Annotated in this window: 16 protein-coding genes and 1 pseudogene; 12 read left to right on the forward strand and 5 right to left on the reverse strand. The window is 71.9% G+C overall.

Annotated elements, in window-relative coordinates; translation table 11 throughout:
- Positions 1-327 precede the first annotated feature (327 nt).
- Positions 328-2622 carry a HelD family protein gene (locus ACTMTB_RS28755; RefSeq protein WP_441149302.1) on the forward strand — a complete coding sequence of 765 codons (2295 nt, stop codon included), beginning with the start codon at positions 328-330 and terminating at the stop codon, positions 2620-2622.
- Between the two features lie 107 nt (positions 2623-2729).
- On the opposite strand, the gene ACTMTB_RS28760 is transcribed toward ACTMTB_RS28755, so the two are convergent.
- The gene (locus ACTMTB_RS28760) at positions 2730-3152 is read right to left on the reverse strand and encodes a hypothetical protein (RefSeq protein ID WP_441149303.1); all 423 of its coding nucleotides are present in this window, start codon (positions 3150-3152) and stop codon (positions 2730-2732) included.
- A gap of 183 nt (positions 3153-3335) precedes the next feature.
- Here ACTMTB_RS28760 and ACTMTB_RS28765 point away from each other — a divergent pair, with 183 nt between their 5' ends.
- Entirely contained in the window at positions 3336-5369 is a 2034-nt protein-coding gene (locus ACTMTB_RS28765) for a glycerophosphodiester phosphodiesterase family protein (protein WP_441149330.1), read from the forward strand.
- 194 nt (positions 5370-5563) lie between these two features.
- Positions 5564-5944 (forward strand): hypothetical protein, encoded by a 381-nt coding sequence (locus tag ACTMTB_RS28770; protein ID WP_334574741.1) that lies wholly within the window; start codon positions 5564-5566, stop codon positions 5942-5944.
- Positions 5945-6012: 68 nt separating this feature from the next.
- Here ACTMTB_RS28770 and ACTMTB_RS28775 read toward each other — a convergent pair whose 3' ends face one another.
- The 3 genes from ACTMTB_RS28775 to ACTMTB_RS28785 form a co-directional block, all read right to left on the reverse strand.
- The gene (locus ACTMTB_RS28775; RefSeq protein WP_441149304.1) at positions 6013-6969 is read right to left on the reverse strand and encodes a sporulation protein; all 957 of its coding nucleotides are present in this window, start codon (positions 6967-6969) and stop codon (positions 6013-6015) included.
- A gap of 157 nt (positions 6970-7126) precedes the next feature.
- A complete protein-coding gene (locus ACTMTB_RS28780) occupies positions 7127-7903 on the reverse strand; it encodes a DeoR/GlpR family DNA-binding transcription regulator (protein ID WP_441149305.1) in 777 nt (258 codons plus the stop codon).
- Between the two features lie 40 nt (positions 7904-7943).
- A complete protein-coding gene (locus tag ACTMTB_RS28785) occupies positions 7944-9980 on the reverse strand; it encodes a beta-galactosidase (RefSeq protein ID WP_441149306.1) in 2037 nt (678 codons plus the stop codon).
- Positions 9981-10257: 277 nt separating this feature from the next.
- Between ACTMTB_RS28785 and ACTMTB_RS28790 the strand changes: the two genes are divergently transcribed.
- From ACTMTB_RS28790 to ACTMTB_RS28830, 9 genes and pseudogenes are all read left to right on the forward strand, one after another.
- Entirely contained in the window at positions 10258-11583 is a 1326-nt protein-coding gene (locus ACTMTB_RS28790) for an ABC transporter substrate-binding protein (RefSeq protein ID WP_280836273.1), read from the forward strand.
- Between the two features lie 21 nt (positions 11584-11604).
- Entirely contained in the window at positions 11605-12564 is a 960-nt protein-coding gene (locus ACTMTB_RS28795; protein WP_441149307.1) for a carbohydrate ABC transporter permease, read from the forward strand.
- Positions 12561-13472, forward strand: coding sequence for a carbohydrate ABC transporter permease (locus ACTMTB_RS28800; protein ID WP_280836275.1), 912 nt, complete (start codon positions 12561-12563; stop codon positions 13470-13472). Before ACTMTB_RS28795 ends, ACTMTB_RS28800 begins: the two co-directional genes overlap by 4 nt.
- A gap of 172 nt (positions 13473-13644) precedes the next feature.
- Positions 13645-15861, forward strand: a complete 2217-nt coding sequence (locus ACTMTB_RS28805) for an alpha-galactosidase (protein WP_441149308.1) — start codon at positions 13645-13647, stop codon at positions 15859-15861.
- A 113-nt stretch (positions 15862-15974) separates the two neighbouring features.
- Entirely contained in the window at positions 15975-16367 is a 393-nt protein-coding gene (locus ACTMTB_RS28810; RefSeq protein WP_441149331.1) for a YciI family protein, read from the forward strand.
- Positions 16368-16370: 3 nt separating this feature from the next.
- Positions 16371-17624, forward strand: coding sequence for an RNA polymerase sigma factor (locus ACTMTB_RS28815; RefSeq protein WP_441149332.1), 1254 nt, complete (start codon positions 16371-16373; stop codon positions 17622-17624).
- 28 nt (positions 17625-17652) lie between these two features.
- The gene (locus tag ACTMTB_RS28820; protein ID WP_441149309.1) at positions 17653-18120 is read left to right on the forward strand and encodes an SAM-dependent methyltransferase; all 468 of its coding nucleotides are present in this window, start codon (positions 17653-17655) and stop codon (positions 18118-18120) included.
- A 189-nt stretch (positions 18121-18309) separates the two neighbouring features.
- A pseudogene (locus tag ACTMTB_RS28825) lies at positions 18310-18510 on the forward strand (YciI family protein); the annotation flags it as partial.
- Between the two features lie 139 nt (positions 18511-18649).
- Positions 18650-19864, forward strand: coding sequence for an RNA polymerase sigma factor (locus tag ACTMTB_RS28830; protein WP_441149310.1), 1215 nt, complete (start codon positions 18650-18652; stop codon positions 19862-19864).
- Positions 19865-20185: 321 nt separating this feature from the next.
- Here ACTMTB_RS28830 and ACTMTB_RS28835 read toward each other — a convergent pair whose 3' ends face one another.
- Complete coding sequence (locus tag ACTMTB_RS28835) at positions 20186-21532, reverse strand: cellulase family glycosylhydrolase (protein ID WP_441149311.1); 1347 nt, start codon at positions 21530-21532, stop codon at positions 20186-20188.
- Between the last annotated feature and the right edge of the window lie 373 nt (positions 21533-21905).

The raw sequence follows: 21905 nt of genomic DNA on the forward strand, positions 1-21905 counted from the left end.
GCGGGCGGTCCGGGGGGACCAGCGCGGTCAGGGCACTCTTTTCCGGAAAGCGCGCCAGCGGGCGGCCCGGCGGGGTCGGCGCGCTGAGGTGCTCTTTGCCCGAAAGTGCGCCAGCGGACGGCTGGCCGGGGATCAGCGCGATGCCACGCGGATGCCGCCGTCGAGGGACGGGCGGGCGAGGGGGTGGCGGGAGGTGTGACGTGGGCGTCTGGGGCCGGGATGCTTGGTGCGGCGGGTCGCGACGCGGTATCTTTCTCAGTTCGGCCATAAAAAAGGAATGGCAACAACGGCCATTCCTGGACCCATCTTAATTGACGAGGAGACGGCTTGTCAACGCAATCCGACGGTTCCGTCGCGCAGCGGCACGACGATGAGATCGGCCGCGAGCAGGAGTACGTCTCGCTGCTCTACGGCCGGCTGGACGACATGCGTGAGCAGGCCGCCCGGCGGCTCACCGAGGAACTGCGGAACACCGGGGGCACGTTGCAGGCCCGGTCCCAGCGCGACAGCGCGGTCCAGATGTACGCCGACCAGGTCGAGCAGTTCTCCGCCGTGGAGAACGGGCTCTGCTTCGGCCGGCTCGACGACACCGACGGGGCCCGGCACTACATCGGCCGCATCGGCATCTTCGACACCACCGGCGACTACGACCCGCTGCTGATGGACTGGCGGGCCCCCGCCGCCCGGCCGTTCTACCTCGCCACCGCCGCCAATCCGCAGGGCGTCAAGCGGCGCCGGCACCTGCGTACCCGGCAGCGGAAGGTGACCGGGCTCAACGACGAGGTGCTCGACCTCGCCACCGTCTCCCCCACCGCCCACGAGGAGCTGACCGGCGAGGCGTCCCTGCTCGCCGCGCTCAACGCCGGCCGGACCGGGCGGATGCGCGACATCGTGGAGACCATCCAGGCCGAGCAGGACCGGGTGATCCGGGCCGACCTGCCGGGCGTGCTGGTGGTGCAGGGCGGCCCCGGCACCGGCAAGACCGCCGTCGCGCTGCACCGCGCGGCGTACCTGCTCTACACCCACCGGCGGGAGCTCTCCAGCCGGGGCGTGCTGCTGGTCGGCCCGAACGCGACCTTCCTGCGCTACATCTCGCAGGTGCTGCCCACGTTGGCCGAGACGGGCGTGCTGCTGCGTACCCCCGGCGACCTCTTCCCCGGCGTCAGCGCGCGGCGGGCCGAACCGGCCGAGACGGCGGCGCTCAAGGGGCGGACGGTGATGACCGAGGTACTGGCCGAAGCCGTCCGCGACCGGCAGTGGGTGCCCGACGAGCCGCTGGAGATCGAGATCGAGCGGGACACGGTGCGGCTCGACCCGGAGATGGTCCGCCAGGCCCGCGACCGGGCCCGCCGCTCCGGCCGCCCGCACAACCTGGCCCGCGCCATGTTCGACGTCGAGGTCGTCCACGCGCTCGCCGCGCAGATCGCCGAGCGGATCGGCGCCGACCCGCTGGGCGGGGAGAACCTGCTGGAGGAGGCCGACCGCGCCGAGATCCGCCGGGAGCTGCGCGAGGAGCCCGGCATCCGGGCCGCGCTCGACGAGCTGTGGCCGGTGCTCACCCCGCAGCGCCTGCTCACCGACCTGTACGCCTCGACCGACCGGATCGCCGCGGCCGCGCCGATGCTCACCGACGCCGAGCGCGCGCTGCTGCACCGGGAGCCGGGCGGCTGGACGCCGGCCGACGTGCCGCTGCTGGACGAGGCCGCCGAGCTGCTCGGGGAGGACGAGCGGGCCGCTGCGGCCCGCCGCGAGCGGATCCGCTCCTTCCAGCGCGAGTACGCCGAGGGCGTGCTGGAGATCTGGAAGGGCTCCCGCTCGATCGACGTCGAGGACGAGGCCGACGGTGGCGAGATCCTCGGCGTCACCGACCTGATCGACGCCGACCGGCTGCTGGAGCGGCAGGAGGAGGCCGACCGGCTGACCACCGCGCAGCGGGCCGCCGCCGACCGGAGCTGGGCCTTCGGGCACGTGATCGTCGACGAGGCGCAGGAGCTGTCGCCGATGGCCTGGCGGCTGCTGATGCGCCGCTGCCCGAGCCGGTCGATGACCATCGTCGGTGACGTGGCGCAGACCGGCGCGCTGGCCGGCACCCCGTCCTGGGCCGACGCGCTGGAGCCGTACGTGGCCCGGCGCTGGCGGCTGGAGGAGCTGACCGTCAGCTACCGCACCCCCGCCGAGATCATGGCGGTGGCCGCCGAGGTGCTCGCCGAGATCGACCCCGCGCTGCGCCCACCCCGCTCGGTACGCGCCGGCGGCGTACCGCCGTGGGACCGCGCGGTGGACGCGGCCGGCCTGGCCGGGGAACTGGTGGCGGCGACCACCCGGGAGGCCGCCGGGCTGGACGACGGGCGGCTCGGGGTGATCGTGCCGGCGGGCCGGGCCGACGAGCTGGCGGCCGCGGTGGTGGAGGCGCTGCCGGAGGCGGCGGTCGGCGAGCAGCCGGAGCTGGAGAGCCGGGTGGTGGTGCTGACCGTGGGTCAGGCCAAGGGCCTGGAGTTCGACTCCGTCCTGGTGGTCGACCCGGACGCCATCGTCGCCGAGTCCCCGCGCGGGCGCAGCGACCTCTACGTGGCGCTGACCCGGGCCACCCAGCGGCTCGGCGTGCTCCGCCCCACGTCCTGACGCCTGCTCCCGGCTGCGCCGGCGAGGAGCGATGTGGACAGCAGTGGCCTCACCCGTGCGGGTGAGGCCACTGCTTCGCTGTTCAACGCGATCGTCGCGGGACCGGGTCAGCCGGGGTTCGCGCGATCGTTGGTGAAGTTGCCCACCTGGGAGCCGGTCGAGGACTTGTCGCTCGTCGAGCCACCGGCGGGCGTGCTCAGGCCGCCCGTGGTGGCGTCGCCGGTGGTGGTCGGGGCGACCTTGCCGCGGTGTCGCTCCGGCTGGCGGGCCAACCGGCGCACACTGGCCGGGCCGGCGGTGCCGCCGGTGGTGGTGATCGCGCCCTGCCCCCGGGTCGGGCCGCCGTCGCGCAGCACGTTCGGGTCGACCGGGGCGTCGGCCGGATCGTCCGGATCCTGCTCCTGGATCACCCGCAGCACATCCGTCTGCGGCACGGTCACCTCGTCCAGGGCGCCCTCGCCGTAGACGCCGGCGGTGAGGCGCTCCTCGGCCAGCCGGGTTGACTCCCGCATCGTGTCGTTGTCACGCACGTCCATCACCTCGCAGATCTGGCGGTAATCCACTGCCTGCCCGGCCAGGCCGCGACCAAACCGGTCCGCGCCGGTTCACCGGCCGGCCGCCGTCCGCTCGCCTGCCGGCCGTTCCCGCTGCCCATGCTGACCGGCGGGTTGGCGGGAACCGCCCGCCCCCGTAGGAGAGACAGCGTGCGCAGAATGCGCCGTACCGCCATCGCCGCCCTGGTGGTGGCGACCGTGACATCCGGTCTGGCCGCGCCCGCCCAGGCGCGGCCGGGACCGGAGCGGACCTTCGACCTCCAGGCCCACCGCGGGGGCCTCGGGCTGCGGGTGGAGAACAGCCTCGCCTCGTTCGGCAACGCCCTGCAGCTCGGCGTGAACACGCTGGAACTGGACGTGCAGATCACCGAGGACGGCCAGGCCGTGGTGACCCACGACCGCAGGGTCAGCGGCGCCAAGTGCGTGGACACCGCCCCGGTGCGCCCCGGGGACCCGGAGTTCCCGTACGTCGGCAGATACGTCAACACCCTCACCCTGGCCCAGGTGCGCACCCTCGACTGCGGCTCCCGGACCCTGCCGGACAAGCCCGGCCAGCTGGCCGTGCCCGGCGCCCGGATGCCCCTGCTGCGGGAGGTCTTCGACCTGGTCAAGCGCTACCGGGCCGACGACGTGACGCTCAACGTGGAGACCAAGGTGGAGGCCGGCGCGCCCACCGAGACCGCGCCCCGCGAGCAGTTCGTCCAGGTGACCGCCCGGGAGGTCCGTGCCGCCGGGCTGCTCAAGCAGGTCACCGTCCAGAGCTTCGACTGGGGCGCGCTGATGCGGATGCGCCAGGTCGAGCCGCGGCTGCCCCTGGTCGCCCTGACCAACTACGACTTCCTCCAGGTCGGCCGCCCCGGCGCGTCGCCCTGGCTCGGCGGCCTGGACATCGACGACTTCGCCGGCGACCCGATCCGGGCCGTGCGCAGCTTCGGCGCGAGCGCGTTCTCCCCGGTACACGGCTTCCCGCAGAACGGCACCGTCACCGACCCCGGCTACCGGCCGTACGTCACAAAGGACATGGTGGAGCACGCGCACCGCCACGGGATCAAGGTGATCCCGTGGACCGTCAACGACGTGCCGACCATGGCGAAGCTGCTCGACGACGGGGTCGACGGCCTCATCACCGACTACCCGGACCGGCTCCGCGACCTGCTGGCCACCCGCGGCCGGCAACTGCCCGCGACGCACGCCTCGTCGTTCGACATCCAGGCGCACCGCGGCGGCCGGGCCACCCGCCCGGAGAACACCCTGCCCGCCTTCGCGCACGCGCTGGAGCACCCGGCGATCTCCACCCTGGAACTGGACACCGGCGTCACCGCCGACGGGCACCTGGTGGTGCTGCACGACCGGACCGTCAACGGCTCGCACTGCGTCGACACCGCGCCGGCCCGCCCGGGCGACCCGCAGTTCCCCTACGTCGGCAAGCTCGTGCACGAGCTGACCCTGGCCCAGCTGAAGACCGTCGACTGCGGCTCGCGGACGTTGCTGGAGTTCCCGGCCCAGGTCGCCGCGCCCGGCGCCCGGATTCCCACCCTCGACGAGGTGTTCGCCCTGGTGCGCGCCAGCGGCCGCGACGACGTCCGGCTGAACGTGGAGACGAAGATCAGCCCGCTGGTCGACGACACCGAGCCGTACCCGAGCTTCACCCGCAAACTGGTCGGCGCGATCCAGCGGGCCGGCTTCACCCGCCGGACCACGATCCAGTCGTTCGACTGGCGCACCATCCGCTACGCCCACCGACTCGATTCGCGCATCGAGACCGTCGCCCTGGTCTGGCAGTACGGCCCGGCCGAGTGCGCCTCCCTCGCCGACGAATGCTCGCTGCGCGCCGTCCACGGCGACCCGTCGGTCAAGAGCCCGTGGACCGGCGGCCTCGACTGGTGGCAGCACCAGGACCTCGGCAAGCTGGTCCGCGCCTCCGGCGCCACGACGGTCTCCGCCAACTGGCAGGTGCACGACCCGGCCCAGGGCACGGTCGCCTCGGCCGACTGGTACCTGCGGGAGGACCCGGCCTACTTCCACGGCCCCCGCGTGCCGGAGCTGCAGCGGCGGTACGGGCTCACGGTCGTGCCGTACACCGTCAACGACCCGGCGGTCATGCAGCGGGTGATCGACCTGGGGGTGGACGGCATCATCACCGACGACCCGGAGCTGCTCGTCCGGGTGGCCGTGCGCAACGGCCTGCGCTGACGTACCACGCCGGTGGCGCTCTCCCCGCAGGGCGCCACCGGCGCGGCCGCAATCCGCTGGTGAGCCGGTGTTACCTCTCGGGGGCGTCGGGTAGACGGAGGTTGCCCGCGCCATGAACGCGAACCGTGCCGTGGCCGAAACGCGGTAGCGGGGCGAGGGAGTGCAGGTACTCATCAAATCCTGAGGAGGACCAGATGAGCACGCAGGCTGCATCCACCAGGCCCATCAACCGGCCGATGCAGGACGCGCCCAACCGGGCGGCGATGAACGAGGCTCCGACCCGTCCGATGCCGATGATGGGCGACGGGCGCCGCGAGCAGGTAATGCAGGCACCCGGCACCGAGACCAAGCCGTCGCTGCGTACGACGGAGTTCTGGGTCTACATCGCCGGCGTGATCGGCATACTGGCCGCGTCATTCCTCGTCGGTAAGAACTCGGTCGGGGTGGACATCTTCCGCGCCCCGCAGGCCTGGTTCTTCATCACCCTGCTGACCATCGGTTATCTGGGCAGCCGGGGCCTGGCCAAGGCCGGCAGCAACTTCCGCAGCAGTGAAGAGCGCAAGGCCCGTCACTGACCCACAAGATCAACGCCGTGAGAACGACGGCCCCCGGGATGAGTCCCGGGGGCCGTCGTCGCGTCGGCTCACTCGAAGTCGCCGCCGAAGTCACCGCCGCCGAAGTCACCCTCGAAGGCGTCCTCGATCATCTCCCCGGCGACCAGGCCACCGGCGACGCCGAGGGCCGCCCCGGCGACCATGCCGCCCATACCGTTACCTCGGCGGCCGTACCCGTGCGGGGCGCCGAAGCCGGCGGCGCGCAGGCTGCCGTAGCGGGAGGTGGTCTCGCGCAGCCAGCCGTCGACGACCTGCGCCCAGTCGACCCGGTCGGCGTCGGCGTGCGAGACGGTGTACCGGCCGAACGCGTCGTGGCCCGCGCTGAGGAAGCCACCGCGCTTGTCGCACTCGAGGATCACCTCGACGCCGTGCGGGCTGGTCACGAAGGTCAGCTCGACCTCGGTGACCGCCTGGGCGTACTGCGGCGCGGCGAAGAACTCGATCTCCTGGTAGAACGGCAGCGTCTGCTGGGTGCCGCGGAGGTGACCGCGCTCCAGGTCGGCGTGCTTGAACCGGAAGCCCAGCCGCTGGAAGGCCTCCAGGATCCGCTCGTGCACCGGCAGCGGATGGATGTTGACCTGGTCCAGGTCGCTCTTGTCGACCGCCCGGGCGATCGCCAGTTCGGTACGCAGACCCATCGTCATCCCACGCAGGCGCTGGCCGTAGACGTCGGTGATCGGGGCCTCCCACGGCACCGGCAGCTGGAACGGGATCGACAGCTGCTGCTTCGGCGCCAGCTGCAACGGCCCGCTGACCGCCATCCGCTGGAACTCCATGATGCCGGCGTACTCGGTGTCGCCGCTCTCGATCTCCACCCGGGTGACCAGGCCGACGGTGATCTGCTCGATGTTCGCCGGGGCGTCGCCGCCGACGAGATTGACCTGCCCGTCGAGGGTCAGGCCCGGCCGCGTGTTCGGGTTGGCCAGGACCGTGTCGACGCTGGGCCCACCCACACCGAGCGCGCTCAGCATCTTCTTGAAGACCATCGGAACTCCCACAGCACGGACGACGCGCTCCGGGGTGGAGCGCGGACTGTTACCCAGGGCACCGTAACCGGAACGGCTGTGAAGTGCCTGGAAGCGCGGCGGGGCGTCCCGGTCCCCGCCGTGCCGGCTGGTCACCCACCTCGGCCGGGACCGCCGGTCAGTCGGCCTCGACGACGACCAGCTCACCGACCTGCTCGCCGACCTGCCGGCGCCCCTCCGGCGGCAGCTTCGCGTCGGTGATCAGCACGTCGGCCTCCTCCAGCGGGGCGATGGTGGCGATGCCGATGGTCTCCCACTTGGTGTGGTCGGCCAGCACGACCAGTCGCCGGGCGGCGCTGATCAGCCGCCGGTTGACCGCCGCCTCCAGCAGGTTGGGCGTGGTGAAGCCGGTCCGCGGGCTCATCCCGTGCACGCCGAGGAAGAGCAGGTCGACGTTGAGGGAACTGATCGCCGCCTCGGCGACCGGCCCGGTGAGCGCGTCCGACGGGGTGCGGATGCCGCCGGTGAGCACCACGGTCTGGTCGGCGCGCGGGTTCTGGTAGAGCGCGTCGGCGACCGGGATCGAGTTGGTCACCACGGTCAGCCCGCGTACGTCGGCGAGCATGGTGGCCAGCGCGGCGGTGGTCGTGCCGGCGGAGAGGGCGATCGCCATGCCGGGCTCCACCATGCCGGCCGCGCGCTCGGCGATGGCCCGCTTCTCCCCCTGCTGGCGGATCGACTTGGCGGCGAAGCCGGGCTCCTCGGCCGAGCCGGGCCCGGCCAGGGTCGCCCCGCCGTGCACCTTGTCGATCAGCCCCCGCTCGGCAAGCACCTCCAGGTCCCGCCGGATGGTCATGTCGGAGACCCCGAACCGGCTCACCAGGTGGCTGACCCGCACGCCGCCACGCTGCCGGATCAGTTCCAGGATGGCGGTCTGCCGTTGCTGGGCGAGCATCGAGCCTCCTAACCGGGCGGACGGGGAAACGGTACGCAGGTCAGGCCGTCGCCGTCGGCTCGCCGAGCGGGACCGGACCGGCGTGTCCCTCCCGGACCACCGTCACCTCGCCGGCCGGCACCCGCAGCTCGCCCGCGCAGCGTGCGCCGCCGAGCAGCTCGGTGCCGGTGACCTCGAGCCGGACCTCGGCGTCGGTGTGGTTGATGACGAACAGCCAGGACCGGTCGCCGTCGCGGCGGCGGACCACCTCGACGCCGGTCGGCGCGGCCACCGGGGGGCGCGCCCCCGCCTCGGCGAGCAGCCGGGCCACCAGCCGGTCGGTGGCCGCCTCGTCCAGCCGGGTGCCGACGTACCAGGCGGTGCCCCGGCCCACCCGGTGCCGGGTGAGGGCGGCGACGCCGGGCAACGGCCCGTCGGCGTACGAGGCGAGCACCTCGGCGCCCTCCGGGTGCAGCCACTCGGTCCACACGTCGGCGGTGGCACCGTCGTCGAGGCGTACCCGCTCGCCCTCGCGCAGCGGGAAGAACTCCTCGGTGCGGACGCCGAGCAGGTCGCGGAACGCCCCCGGGTACCCGCCGAGGCGGATGTGGTCGTGCTCGTCGACGATGCCGCTGAAGTAGGTGACCAGGGCGGTGCCGCCGCCGTCGACGTAGCGGCGCAGGGCCTCGGCGTCGGCGTCGCGGACCAGGTAGAGGGTCGGCACGAGGACCAGCTGGTAGCCGCTGAGGTCGGCTGAGGGGTGCACCACGTCGGTGGTGACGCCGGCTCGCCAGAGCGCGCCGTACAGCGCCTGGAGCCGGTCGACGTAGGTGACGTCGACGCTGGGGTGCGAGTCGAGCTCGGCCCCCCACCAGGCCTCCCAGTCGAACAGGATCGCCACCTGGGCGTCGACCCGGCTGCCGCGCACCTCGGCGAGGGCCTTCAGGTCGGCGCCGAGCTGGCACACCTCGCGGAACACCTTGGTGTCCGGGCCGGCGTGCGGCACCAGCGCGGAGTGGAACTTCTCCGCCCCGGCGCGGGAGGCCCGCCACTGGAAGAACAGCACCCCGTCGGCGCCGCGTGCCACGTGCGCGAGGCTGTTGCGGCGCAGCTGGCCGGGGGACTTGGCGACGTTGCGCGGCTGCCAGTTGACCGCGCTGGTGGAGTGCTCCATCAGCAGCCACGGGTCGCCGCCGGCGACGCCGCGGGTGTGGTCGGCGGCGAGCGCCAGCCCGAGGTGCGACAGCGGGTCGGCGGCGGTGAGGTAGTGGTCGTTGGAGACCACGTCCACGTCGGACGCCCAGGAGTGGTAGTCCAGGTACTTGATCCCGGTGCCGATCATGAAGTTCGTGGTGACCGGCTGCCGGACCAGCCGGGCGAGCACCTCCCGCTCGGCGCGCAGCTGGGCCCGCTGCTCGTCGGAGGAGAAGCGCAGGAAGTCCAGCTGCTGGGTGGGGTTGGCGAAGGTCGGCGCGCTGCGCGGCGGGTTGATCTCGGCCCAGTCGCCGTACCGCTGGCTCCAGAAGGTGGTGCCCCAGGCGGCGTTGAGGGTGTCCAGGTCGCCGTAGCGCTCGCGCAGCCAGTGGCGGAACGCCTCGGCGCTGACGTCGCAGTAACAGTGCACGTTGTGGCAGCCCAGCTCGTTGGAGATGTGCCACATCACCACAGCGGGGTGCTCGGCGTACCGGCCGGCGATCGCCTCGACCAGGGCGAGCGAATGCTCCCGGAAGACCGGCGAGCTGGGGCAGTACGCCTGCCGCCCGCCGGGCCACAGCACCGTGCCGGCGGCGGTACGGGGCAGCGTCTCCGGGTGCCGGTGGGCCAGCCACGGTGGCGGGCTGGCGGTGGCGGTGGCCAGGTCGACGTGGATGCCGCCGTTGTGCAGGACGTCGAGGGCCCGGTCCAGCCAGCCGAACTCGTACCGGCCGGGGGTCGGTTCGAGCAGGGCCCAGGAGAAGATGCCGACCGAGACCAGGTCGACGCCGGCGCGGCGCATCAACGCCACGTCCTCGGCCCAGACCTCCTCCGGCCACTGCTCCGGGTTGTAGTCCGCGCCGTAGAAGATGCCGTCGCCCTGCCAGGTGCCGTGCTGCCGCATGAGTGCAGAGAGTGCCCCCGATGACTGCGCAAGTCAACACTTTCCAACATCGACTCATTTCCAACGTTTACCAGCGGGATCCCTTGTCAACACTGCGGTATCGATCCCCAGCAGCCCTCTTGACACGGCCGCACGGAGGGGTAGCTTCAAGCGCCACCGGCTGTTCTTGTTCGCCAATGTTGGATCTCGGTGAATCTGTGTTGGCATTCGCGGACCCGCCGGCACCTCCACCACTGACCACCTTGGGCGCCGCACCTCTTCATCCGCAGGAGGCACCATGTCCCGTCCCCGTACCGAAGCCGAGTACCTCGCCCGGCTCGTACCGCCCTCCGTCGCCGGCATCGGCCGGCGTTCACTGCTCGCCGGCGCGGGCGCGGGCGCGCTGCTCGGCACCGGCCTGCTGGCCGGCTGCGGCTCCGACTCGGACTCCGGCTCGGACAGCAAGACCGTGTCGATCGGCTCGAACCAGTCGGACCCGAAGCCGAAGGAGGTCATCGCCAAGGTGATGGCCGGCTTCCAGACGGCGTCCGGCATCGAGCCGAAGGTCAACACGGTCGACCACAACACGTTCCAGGAGAACATCAACAACTACCTGCAGGGCAAGCCGGACGACGTGTTCATGTGGTTCGCCGGCTACCGGATGCGGTTCTTCGCCGCCAAGGGGCTGGCCGGCGACCTCAGCGACGTCTGGGGCAAGCTCTCCGGCTACTCCGACGCGTTCAAGAAGGCCTCCACCGGCGACGACGGCAAGCAGTACTTCGTGCCGTCGTCGTACTACCCGTGGGCGGTCTTCTACCGCAAGTCGGTCTGGCAGCAGCGCGGGTACCAGGTGCCCACGACGCTCGACGACCTCAACGCCCTCGGCGCGCAGATGAAGAAGGACGGCCTCACCCCGATCGCCTTCGCCGACAAGGACGGCTGGCCGGCGATGGGCACCTTCGACATCCTCAACCTGCGGATCAACGGCTACCAGTTCCACGTCGACCTGATGGCCGGCAAGGAGGCCTGGACCTCCGACAAGGTGAAGAAGGTCTTCGACGCCTGGAACGGGTTGCTGCCGCTGCACCAGGCCGACAGCCTGGGCCGCACCTGGCAGGAGGCCGCCCAGTCGTTGCAGCAGAAGAAGAGCGGCATGTACCTGCTCGGCCTCTTCGTCGCCCAGCAGTTCAGCAACGACGAGCAGGACGACCTGGACTTCTTCACCTTCCCGGAGGTCGACTCGACGATCGGGGCGAAGGCCCTGGACGCGCCGATCGACGGCTACATGATGGCCCGCAAGCCGAAGTCCGAGGCGAACGCCAAGAAGCTGCTGGAGTACGTCGGCTCGAAGGCCGCCGCGGACATCACCGTGAAGAACGACCCGAGCACCCTGGTGGCCAACGGCGGCGCCGACACCAGCGGCTACACCGCCCTGCAGAAGAAGGCCGCCGAGCTGGTCGGCTCGGCCACCGAGATCGCCCAGTTCCTCGACCGCGACACCCGGCCGGACTTCGCCTCCACTGTGATCATTCCGGCGCTTCAGCAGTTCATCAAGAACCCGAAGGACATCGACGGGCTGCTGAACAGCATCGAGAACCAGAAGAAGTCGATCTTCACCAGCTGACGGCGAGAGGGGGAGGACCTCGTGTCCGACCTGCCCCTGATCCAAGCGGATCACGCCGTGCCGCCGCCGGCCGCGACCACCACCTCCACGGGTGGTCGCGGCCGCCGGCTACGGCTCCTGTCCCGCACCGACCGCGTGGTGATCACGCTGATGGTGCTCGTACCGCTGCTGCTCGTCGTCGCGCTGGTCTGGCTGCCGGCGCTGGCCACCGTGGCCCTCTCCGGCACCGACTGGGACGGCATCGGCCCGCTCAGCGAGATCGAGTGGGTGGGCGGTCGCAACTACTCCGACGTGGTCAACATCTACCCGCCGTTCGTGCCGGCGGTGCAGAACAACCTGCTCTGGCTGGCGGCGCTCTTCGTGGTCGCCACCCCGTTCGGGATGTTCCTCGCCGTGCTGCTGGACAAGGAGATCCGCGGCAGCCGGTTCTACCAGACCGCGCTCTACCTGCCGGTGGTGCTCTCGCTGGCGCTGATCGGCTTCGTCTGGCAGCTCATCTACTCCCGCGACCAGGGCCTGCTCAACGCCGTGCTCGGCGGCGACACCGACTGGTACGGCGACCCGAACGTCAACATCTGGGCGGTGCTGTTCGCCGCCGGCTGGCGGCACGTCGGCTACATCATGCTGCTCTACCTGGCCGGCCTGAAGGGCGTCGACCCGTCGCTGCGCGAGGCCGCCGCCGTCGACGGCGCCTCGGAGACCAGCACCTTCTTCCGGGTGGTCTTCCCGGTGATGCGGCCCATCAACATCATCGTGCTGGTGGTGACGGTGATCGAGTCGCTGCGCGCGTTCGACCTGGTCTGGGTCATCAACAAGGGCCGCAACGGACTGGAACTGCTCTCCGCGCTGGTCACCCAGAACGTGGTGGGCGAGGCCAGCCGGATCGGCTTCGGCTCCGCACTGGCGACGATCATGCTGGTGGTCTCCCTGGTCTTCATCACCATCTACCTGGCCACCGTGATGAGGGAGGACCGGCGATGAGCGCGTCGACCATGACCCGCGAGCCGGCGGCCGACGCCCCGGCGAAGCGCCGCGCGCCGCTGCGGCCGGCCCGGGTGGCCCTGCACCTGTTCCTGGGTGCGGTGGCGATCGGGTGGCTCTTCCCGATCATCTGGGCGGTGCTGAGCTCGCTCCGGTCGTACGACTACACCGCCGCGAACGGGTACGCCTCGCTCGGCGGCTGGACCTTCGACAACTACGTCACCGCCTGGCAGACCGCCGAGTTCGGCAAGCACTTCCTCAACTCGGTCTGGATCACCGTCCCGGCGGTGCTGCTCACGCTCTTCCTGGCCTCCTGCGTGGCGTTCGTGATCGCCCGGTTCAGCTGGAAACTCAACATCGTCCTGCTCGGACTCTTCACCGCGGCCAACCTGCTGCCCCAGCAGGCGCTGCTGATCCCGCTGTTCCGGCTCTTCACCGAGGTGCCGCTGCCGGAGTTCATGAGCGACTCGGAGTTGCTCTACGACAGCTACTGGGGGCTGATCCTGGTCAACGTCGCCTTCCAGTGCGGCTTCTGCGTCTTCGTGCTGAGCAACTACATGAAGGCGCTCCCCCGCGACCTGTACGAGGCGGCGATGGTCGACGGCGCGAGCGTCTGGCGGCAGTACTGGCAGGTGACCATGCCGCTGTGCCGGCCGGCCCTGGCGGCGCTGGCCACTTTGGAGGTGACCTGGATCTACAACGAGTTCTTCTGGGCCACCGTGCTGATGCGCAGCGGCGACAAGTTCCCGGTGACCAGCTCGCTGAACAACCTGCGCGGGGAGTTCTTCACCGACAACAACCTGGTCTCGGCCGGCTCGGTGCTGGTCGCCATCCCCACGTTGGTGATCTTCTTCCTGCTCCAGAAGCAGTTCGTCCGGGGGCTGACCCTCGGCGCCTCGAAGGGCTGACCTCGCCGGTCGCCGGGCCTCCGGCTCACGCCCACTGGACATTCGGAGGAGCGATATGCCTGTCAGGCATAAATATGACTGACAGGCATATCGCTCATTGCGATTCGGCCGCCCGGTCCCGTCACGGACAGCGACGGACACCGGCGTGCCCCTTACGGAGAGATGAGCGGCCATGACGAATCCGACCGTCATCCACGTGCGTCGAGCGCGGACCAGTTTGGTGCTCGACGCGCGCGGCCCGGGCCTGCCCCGGGTCGTGCACTGGGGCGCCGACCTGGGCCCGCTGCCCGCCGACGACCTGCCCGCCCTGGTCGACGCGACCGTCCCGCCGGTCGTGCCGAGCAGCTTCGACGCGCCCACCGTGCTGTCCCTGCTGCCCGAAGCCAGTGCCGGCTGGAGCGGCCGTCCGGGGCTGGCCGGACACCGCAACGGACGGGACTGGTCGACCGCCTTCCGCCTCGACGGGCTCGACGTGTCGGACCGTGGCCCCGACCCGGGCCGCGTGGCGCTGGGTGGCGATTCGGTGGTCGTATCCGAAGAAGACAGCAAGCCCGACGAGTCCGGCGCGGCCCGGGTGACCGTGCGGGCGTCGGACCCCGGCGCGGCACTGTCGCTGACCATCGAGATCACGCTGGACGCGCATGGCCTGCTGACGCTGCGGCACCGGCTGCGCAACGACGGCGACGCCCCCTACGAGCTGCGTGAGCTGACCCCGGTGCTGCCGGTCCCGGCGGTCGCCACCGAACTGCTCGACCTCACCGGACGCTGGTGTCGGGAACGCGCGCCGCAGCGGCACCCGTGGCCGATGGGCGCCTGGGTGCGGGAGGGCCGGCACGGGCGGACCGGGCACGACGCCACGCTGCTGCTGGTGGCCGGCACGCCCGGCTTCGGCTTCGGCCACGGCGAGGTGTGGGCGGTGCACACCGCGTGGAGCGGCGACCACCTCACCGTCGCCGAGCGCCGGCCCACCGGCGAGTCCACCCTGGGCGGTGGGGAACTCCTCGCCCCCGGTGAGATCGTGCTCGCCCCCGGCGAGGACTACGCCACTCCCCTGCTGTACGCGGTGCACTCCGCCGCCGGCCTGGACGGGCTCAGCGACGTGCTGCACCGCCACCTGCGGGCCCGGCCCGAGCACCCGGGCACGCCCCGACCGGTCACCCTGAACGTCTGGGAGGCCGTCTACTTCGACCACGACCTGGCCCGGCTCACCGCGCTGGCCGACCGGGCCGCCGAGGTGGGCGTGGAGCGGTTCGTGCTCGACGACGGCTGGTTCCGGGGCCGCCGGCACGACCGGGCCGGCCTGGGTGACTGGTACGTCGACGACGGGGTCTGGCCGGACGGGCTGCAACCGCTGATCGACCACGTGCGCCGGCACGGGATGCAGTTCGGGCTCTGGGTCGAGCCGGAGATGCTCAATCCCGACTCCGACCTGTTCCGCGCCCACCCGGACTGGGTGCTCACCGCCCCCGGTCGGCTGCCGCCCGAGTGGCGCCACCAGCAGGTGCTCGACCTGGCCCACCCGGAGGCGTACGCGCACCTGCTCGGCCGGCTGGACGCGCTGCTGGTCGGGCACGAGGGCATCGCGTACCTGAAGTGGGACCACAACCGCGACCTCACCGAGGCCGGGCACCGGGGCCGGCCGGGGGTGCACGCGCAGACCGTGGCGGTCTACCGGCTGCTCGACGAGCTGCGCCGCCGGCATCCCGGGGTGGAGATCGAGAGCTGCTCCTCCGGCGGGGCGCGGGTCGACCTGGAGATCCTGCGCCGCACCGACCGGGTCTGGGCCAGCGACTGCAACGACGCCCTGGAACGGCTCGCCATCCAACGCTGGACCGGGCTGCTGCTCCCGCCCGAGCTGGTCGGCACCCACATCGGGCCGGAGCGCTCGCACACCACCCACCGGGTGCACGACCTGGGCTTCCGGGCCGTCACCGCGCTCTTCGGCCATCACGGCATCGAGTGGGACATCGGGTCGGTCGACGCCGCGCAGCGCGCCGAGCTGGCCGCCTGGGTCGCGCTGCACAAGCGGCTCCGCCCGCTGCTGCACTCCGGCCGGGTGGTCCGGGTCGACCACCCGGACCCGGCCGTGCAGGCACACGGCGTGGTTGCCCACGACGGCTCCCAGGCGGTGTACGCGGTGTCCCGGCTGACCACCTCCGCCGCGCAGGTGCCCGGAGCGGTACGCCTGCCGGGTCTCGACCCCGCCCGCCGCTACGCCGTCCGCCCGCCGGCGGGCCTGCCGGAGCCGGCGGTGCTGCAGCTGACCGAGCCGGGCTGGCTGCCGAAGGGGGTCACCCTGAGCGGGGCGGTGCTGGGCAGGGTCGGGGTGCAACTGCCGGCCCTGCACCCGGAACAGGCGCTGCTGCTGGAGGTCACCGCGGTCGGCTGAGAAAGTTCGGAAAATCTTCGGGACGGATGTCGAGAACCGGGGCGGCGGCTTCTACCTACGGGTGCAAGCACCGAGAATCGGTGCTCGGACGTGAGGAGCCAGCCGTGAAGTACATGCTGCTGATGCAGTTCAGCGCCGCCGGAACCGACTTCCCCCAGATCGACACCTGGACGCCGGACGAGATCGCCGCGCACATCGGGTTCATGCGGGAGGTGAACGGCAAGCTCGCCGCCGACGGCGAGTGGGTCCAGGGCGAAGGGCTGGGCGGGCCGAAGCAGGCGCGGATCGTCCGGGCCGGCGCGGGCGGCGCCCCGGTGGTCACCGAGGGGCCCTTCGCCGAGACCAAGGAGTTCCTCGCCGGCTGGTGGATCGTCGACTGCGAGACCCCGCAGCGGGCGGTCGAGATCGCCGCGCACATCTCCACCGCGCCCGGCCCCGGCGGTCGGCCGCTCAACATGCCGATCGAGGTCCACCCGGTGATGTCGGCACCGACCCAGGAGATGTGACGACTGGACACCACGAACCGCACCGTCGAGGACCTGCTGCGCGAACTGGCGCCGCAGGTCCTCGGCGTGCTCGCCCGCCGCTTCGGTGACTTCGCCACCGCCGAGGACGCCGTCCAGGAGGCGCTGCTCGACGCGGCCACCCAGTGGCCCGCCGAGGGCCTGCCGGACAACCCGCGCGGCTGGCTGGTGCAGGTCGGGTACCGCCGGATGATCGAGCTGGTCCGGGCCGAGACGGCCCGGCGCGAGCGGGAGGACCGCGCCGCCCGGCGGGAGCCCGACCTACGGGGGGCCGCCCCGGCGGCGGACGAGTCGCTGGCCACGGACCGGGACGACACCCTGGTGCTGCTCTTTCTCTGCTGCCATCCCACGCTGTCGACCGCGTCCGCGATCGCGCTGACCCTGCGCGCCGTCGGGGGGCTCAGCACCGCCGAGATCGCCCGGGCGTTCCTGGTGCCCGAGGCCACCATGGCCCAGCGGATCAGCCGCGCCAAGCAGCGCATCCGGGACTCCGGGGTGCCGTTCCGGCTGCCCGACCAGCGGGAGCGGCAGGAGCGGCTGGCGGCCGTGCTGCACGTGCTCTACCTGATCTTCACCGAGGGGCACACCGCCACCCTCGGCCCCGACCTGCGCCGGGTCGACCTGTCGGAGGAGGCGATCCGGCTGACCCGGGCCATGCACGCGCTGCTGCCCGACGACAGCGAGGTCGCCGGGCTGCTCGCGCTGATGCTGCTCACCGACGCCCGGGCCGCCGCCCGTACCGGCCCGTCCGGCGAGCTGATCTCGCTGGCCGACCAGGACCGGTCCCACTGGGACGCGAGCGCGATCGCCGAGGGCACCGCGTTGGTCACCCGGGCGATGACCCGGGGGCCGGTCGGGCCGTACCAGCTCCAGGCCGCCATCGCCGCGCTGCACGACGAGGCGCCGACCGCCGAGGCCACCGACTGGCCGCAGATCCTGGCCCTCTACCAGGTGCTCGAACGGCTCTCCGGCAATCCGGTGGTGGCGCTCAACCGGGCGGTGGCGACCGCCATGGTGGAGGGTCCGGAGGCCGGCCTCGCCGCGCTCGCCACCCTCGCCGCCGACCCCCGGCTGGCCGGGCACCACCGGCTCGACGCGGCGAGGGCCCACCTCTACGAGATGGCCGGGGACCGGGACCGGGCCGTCACGCACTACCGGGCGGCGGCCGGCGGCACGACCAGCCTGCCCGAGCAGCACTACCTGCGGATGCGGGCGGCCCGGCTGTCGGTGGGCGAATAGGTCGGCGGCGCGCGGATAGCCTCCAGCCATGCCGAGCTTCGAGATCACTCCGATAGGCACGGTCCGGAACGACCGGACGGACATCCCGCACACGGACAACTGGGGTGCCGTCCGCAGCACCATCACCATCGACGAGCGCTTCGGCGAGGCGTGCCTCCAGGGTCTGGAGGGCTTCTCGCACGTGGACGTCCTCTTCATCTTCGACCAGTTCCCGGAGCACGGCGACTACCGCGAGCCCCGCCCCTACCGCGGCCGCTCCGACCTCCCGCCCGTTGGCGTATTCGCCGGGCGCGGCCCCCGCAGACCGAACCGCATCGGGGTAACGTGCTGCGCCATCGAATCCGTCCATGGCCGCGAATTGACGGTGCTGGGCCTCGATGCGGTCTCGGGCACCCCGGTCATCGATCTGAAGCCGACGATGGCGGAGTTCCTCCCGGTCGACATCAAGCAGCCGGAATGGGTCAGCCGCGTGATGTCGGAGTACTTCCAGCCGTAGCGTGGTTCCGATCGCGGCGAGAGATTTCTCCAAGGCCGTGTCGATCCGCGGGCCGCTCGTTCGACGTGGGGGTGCGAGGGCCGAGAGGCGGCCCCGCCGGATGAGGAGAACGCGATGCCGCAGTACATGCTGATCATGCGGGGCACCGATGAGACGAACGCGGCCATGATGGCCAACATCGACGAGATGATGGCCGCGACCCGCCTGTTCATCGAGGAGACGGCCAAGGCCGGCGTTTACGTCGCGGCCGAAGGGCTGGACGATCCGGGCCAGGGCGTCGTGGTGCACTTCAGCGACGAGGCCCCGGTGGTCACGGACGGGCCGTACGGAGAGACCAAGGAATTGTTCGGGGGCTTCTTCCTGCTCGATGTCGCCTCGAAACAGGAGGCGGTCGAGTGGGCCAAGCGGGTCCCGTCGGTCCCCGGGTCCAAGATCGAGATCCGGCGGGTGCCCGGGGAGACGAGGTTCCGCAGGACAACGGGAAGTTCGTCAAGGAAGGGGCCTTGCGCGAGAGCAGCGGCCAGATCTGATGGGTACGGCCGACGTCGAGGCCGTCTGGCGGATCGAGTCGGCGCGGATCGTCGCCGCGCTGACCCGGTTCACCGGCGACTTCGCTCTGGCCGAGGACGCGGCCCAGGAGGCGGTGGCCGAGGCGCTGGTGTCGTGGCCGCTTGCCGCTCCGGCCAATCCGGCCGGCTGGCTGATGGCCACGGCCCGGCGGCGGGCGATCGACGCGATCCGCCGCCGGACCGCCCTGCAGGACCGGTACGCCCTGCTGGCGGCCGGCCCGGCGGTCGACGACGAAATCGACCCCGACAAGATCGACGACGACGTCCTGGCGCTGATGTTCGTCAGCTGCCACCCGGTGCTCTCCCCCGAGGCCCGGGTGGCGCTGACCCTGCGCGTGGTCGGCGGCCTGTCCAGCGAGGAGATCGCCCGCGCGTTCCTCGTGCCTGTGCCGACCGTGCAGGCCCGCATCACCCGGGCCAAGAAGACGATCGCGGCGGCCGGGGTGCCGTTCGAGCTGCCGGCGGCCGGCGAGCGCCGGGACCGGCTGGGCGGCGTGCTCAGCGTCCTCTACGTGATCTTCACCGAGGGGTCGACGGCCACGTCGGGCGACCGGCTGCTGCGCCCCGACCTCGCGTACGAGGCGATCCGGCTGGCCCGCACGCTGGCCGCGCTGCAGCCGGACGAGCCGGAGGTGCACGGCCTGCTGGCGTTGTGCGAGCTGACGGCCGCGCGCTTCCCGGCCCGGACCGGCCCGGACGGTTCGCCGGTCCTGCTGGCGGACCAGGACCGGCGGCGGTGGGACTTCTCGGCGATTCGCCGTGGGCTGGCCGCGCTGCTCAAGGCATCGACTCGCGGCCTCGGCCCCTACGGCCTGCAGGCCGCGATCGCCGCCGCCCACGCGTCGGCGCCCTCGGTCGAGGCGACCGACTGGGACCGGATCGTGGTGCTCTACGAGGCGCTCGGCCGGGTCACGCCCTCGCCGGTGGTCGAGCTCAATCGGGCCGTCGCCGTGGCCATGGCCTCGGGTCCGGCGCAAGCCCTGGCCATCGTGGACGAGCTGATCGCCTTGGACCGGCTCCCCGGTTCGCACTTGGTTCCGACCGTACGCGGAGAGCTGCTGGCCCGCCTCGGCCGGCGACCGGAGGCGCGCGCCGAGCTGGAGCTGGCGGCCCGACTGTGCGCCAACCAGCGCGAACGCTCAGTGCTGCTGCGCAAGGCGGCCGCGCTGGGCTGACTTCTCCCACTCGGCCAGCCGGGATTCGAGCGCGGCCCGGATGCCGTCGATCGCGTCGCCCCAACGGCCAGTCGCAGCGGCGGCTCCGCCGTGCCGGCGCCCGCGACGATCGCGTCGGCCGAATGCCCGAACGCGGACGGCGGGAGCGCGCGCGGACGCGCGTGCCGGGTGCACTTTCGGAGAAAGAGTGGCCTTGGAAGCCGGAATGGCCACTCTTTCTCTGAAAGAGGGCGCCGTACACACTCACCTCAGCTCATCGCGTACCCGGCAGGGGAGGTGGCCGGGTCCGTGCGGACCCGGCCACCGGTGGTACGCCGCGGCTCAGCTCGCGGTGCAGGTCACCGCGGGTGCCGGGTTGGTGCCGTTCCAGCTGGCGATGAAGCCGAAGCTGGTGCTGGCGCCGGCGCCGAGCCGGCCGTTGTAGTCGACGTTGCGGGCGGTGTACGCCGCGCCGGAGCTGCTCAGCGCGGTGTTCCAGGACTGGCTGACCGTCTGGCCCCCGGTGAAGGTCCACTTCGTCGTCCAGCCGGTGATGGCGGCCGAGCCGGCGGTCACCTTGACCTCACCCTGGAAGCCGCCCTGCCACTGGTTGACGATGGTGTAGCTGGCCGTGCAGCCGCCGGTCGGGGGCGTCGTGGGCGGCGGCGTGGTCGGGGTGGGGGTCGTCGGCGGCGGCGTGCTGCCGGAGTAGACCGAGGCCTCCCTGGCGGTGGCCTTGATGCCGTTGGCGCCGTTGAAGATCCGCTGGCCCCAGCTGGTCAGCTGGGCCGGGTCGAAGTTGGTGGCCATGTCGAGGTACTCGACCCCGCCGCCGTTGCCGCTCCACGACCAGCCGAGCCAGCCGATCCGGTTGGCCTGACTGTAGGAGAGGATGGTGTCCTCGTCCGGGTTGCCGTCGGAGTGGTTGAAGCCGAACTCGCCAACCACGATGGGCAGCCCGGCGCTGCGGAACCGGCCGAGGTAGTCGGTGATCTCGGCGGCGGTGTCGAAGACGCCGTACATGTGGATCGAGAAGACGGTGTTCTTCGCCGGGTCGGCGTTGAACACCGTCGCCGCGTTGTCCCGCATGGTGAAGGACCAGTCCTGCCCCCAGTTCGGGGCGTCCACCATGATGGTGTGCGCGAGGCCGCCGGCGCGCAGCCGCTTGATCGCGTTGGCGCTGTCGGTGGCCCAGGTCGCGTAGCCCTGGTTGCCGTACGGCTCGTTGCCGATGTTGACGATGACGTACTTCTCCTGGCCGTTGAGCGCGCCGGCGATGCTCAGCCAGTAGTCGACCGCCCGGTCGAGGGTGATGGCGCCGCTCTGCTCGCCGTAGCCGGTGGTGTCGTGCACCTCCAGCACGCAGATCAGCCGGTTGGCCTTGCAGAGCGAGATGACGTTGCCGACGTCGGCGGCGCTGTTCTTGGCCCAGCGGTCGCCGGTGGCCAGCACCACCCGGACGGTGTTCGCGCCGAGCGCCTTCACATTGGCGAAGGAGCTGGTCTGCTGCGGGTACCAGGTGTGGGCGTGGTTGACGCCGCGCATGACGAACTCGGTGCCTCCTGCGTCGTAGAGCCGGCCGTTGGCGACCGAGAACCCGGCGGCGGCGTGGGCCGGCTGGACGAACACGAAGACGGCGGCGAGGACGGTGAGCAGGACGGCGCCGGCGACGGAGAGTCGCTTTCTCATGGCTTTCCTCAGGAAGTGTCGACCCCGTTGCCCTGGCGGGGTTGCGGTGGTTGGTGACGGTCGTGGCGGCTGTAGCCCGGCAGCCGCCGCTCGACTCCCTGGTCGTGCGCAGGGATCAGCGTAGGACGATGCGTTCGGGAAAGCAACCGGTTAAGTAAGCGCCCCGCTCGGCGGGAACGCCTGTGGCGGCCCACGCCGACCGCGAGCCGCCACAGGGGCCGTCATCCCCACCACAAGGATGTGACGCCACCGGCTCTGAACCGGTTAAGCCCGGACCCTAGGCACGGCTCGCGCTCCCGTCAAGGGGTCGCCACCGGGGAGCCGCCGCACCGACGTCGGGGGACCACCGCCACGGGTGACGGCCGCGCCGGAA

The organism is Micromonospora sp. L32, assembly GCF_052068055.1.
Classification (GTDB): domain Bacteria; phylum Actinomycetota; class Actinomycetes; order Mycobacteriales; family Micromonosporaceae; genus Micromonospora; species Micromonospora purpureochromogenes.

Bases quoted from the DNA above. Each gene is read 5' to 3' on its own strand.
- ACTMTB_RS28800 (WP_280836275.1), top strand. From the start codon at position 12,561: ATGAGCGCGTCGACCATGACCCGCGAGCCGGCGGCCGACGCCCCGGCG.
- ACTMTB_RS28775 (WP_441149304.1), bottom strand. From the start codon at position 6,969: ATGGTCTTCAAGAAGATGCTGAGCGCGCTCGGTGTGGGTGGGCCCAGC.
- ACTMTB_RS28830 (WP_441149310.1), top strand. From the start codon at position 18,650: ATGGGTACGGCCGACGTCGAGGCCGTCTGGCGGATCGAGTCGGCGCGG.
- ACTMTB_RS28820 (WP_441149309.1), top strand. From the start codon at position 17,653: ATGCCGAGCTTCGAGATCACTCCGATAGGCACGGTCCGGAACGACCGG.
- ACTMTB_RS28780 (WP_441149305.1), bottom strand. From the start codon at position 7,903: ATGCTCGCCCAGCAACGGCAGACCGCCATCCTGGAACTGATCCGGCAG.
- ACTMTB_RS28835 (WP_441149311.1), bottom strand. From the start codon at position 21,532: ATGAGAAAGCGACTCTCCGTCGCCGGCGCCGTCCTGCTCACCGTCCTC.
- ACTMTB_RS28770 (WP_334574741.1), top strand. From the start codon at position 5,564: ATGAGCACGCAGGCTGCATCCACCAGGCCCATCAACCGGCCGATGCAG.
- ACTMTB_RS28805 (WP_441149308.1), top strand. From the start codon at position 13,645: ATGACGAATCCGACCGTCATCCACGTGCGTCGAGCGCGGACCAGTTTG.
- ACTMTB_RS28785 (WP_441149306.1), bottom strand. From the start codon at position 9,980: ATGCGGCAGCACGGCACCTGGCAGGGCGACGGCATCTTCTACGGCGCG.
- ACTMTB_RS28810 (WP_441149331.1), top strand. From the start codon at position 15,975: ATGCTGCTGATGCAGTTCAGCGCCGCCGGAACCGACTTCCCCCAGATC.
- ACTMTB_RS28790 (WP_280836273.1), top strand. From the start codon at position 10,258: ATGTCCCGTCCCCGTACCGAAGCCGAGTACCTCGCCCGGCTCGTACCG.
- ACTMTB_RS28765 (WP_441149330.1), top strand. From the start codon at position 3,336: ATGCGCCGTACCGCCATCGCCGCCCTGGTGGTGGCGACCGTGACATCC.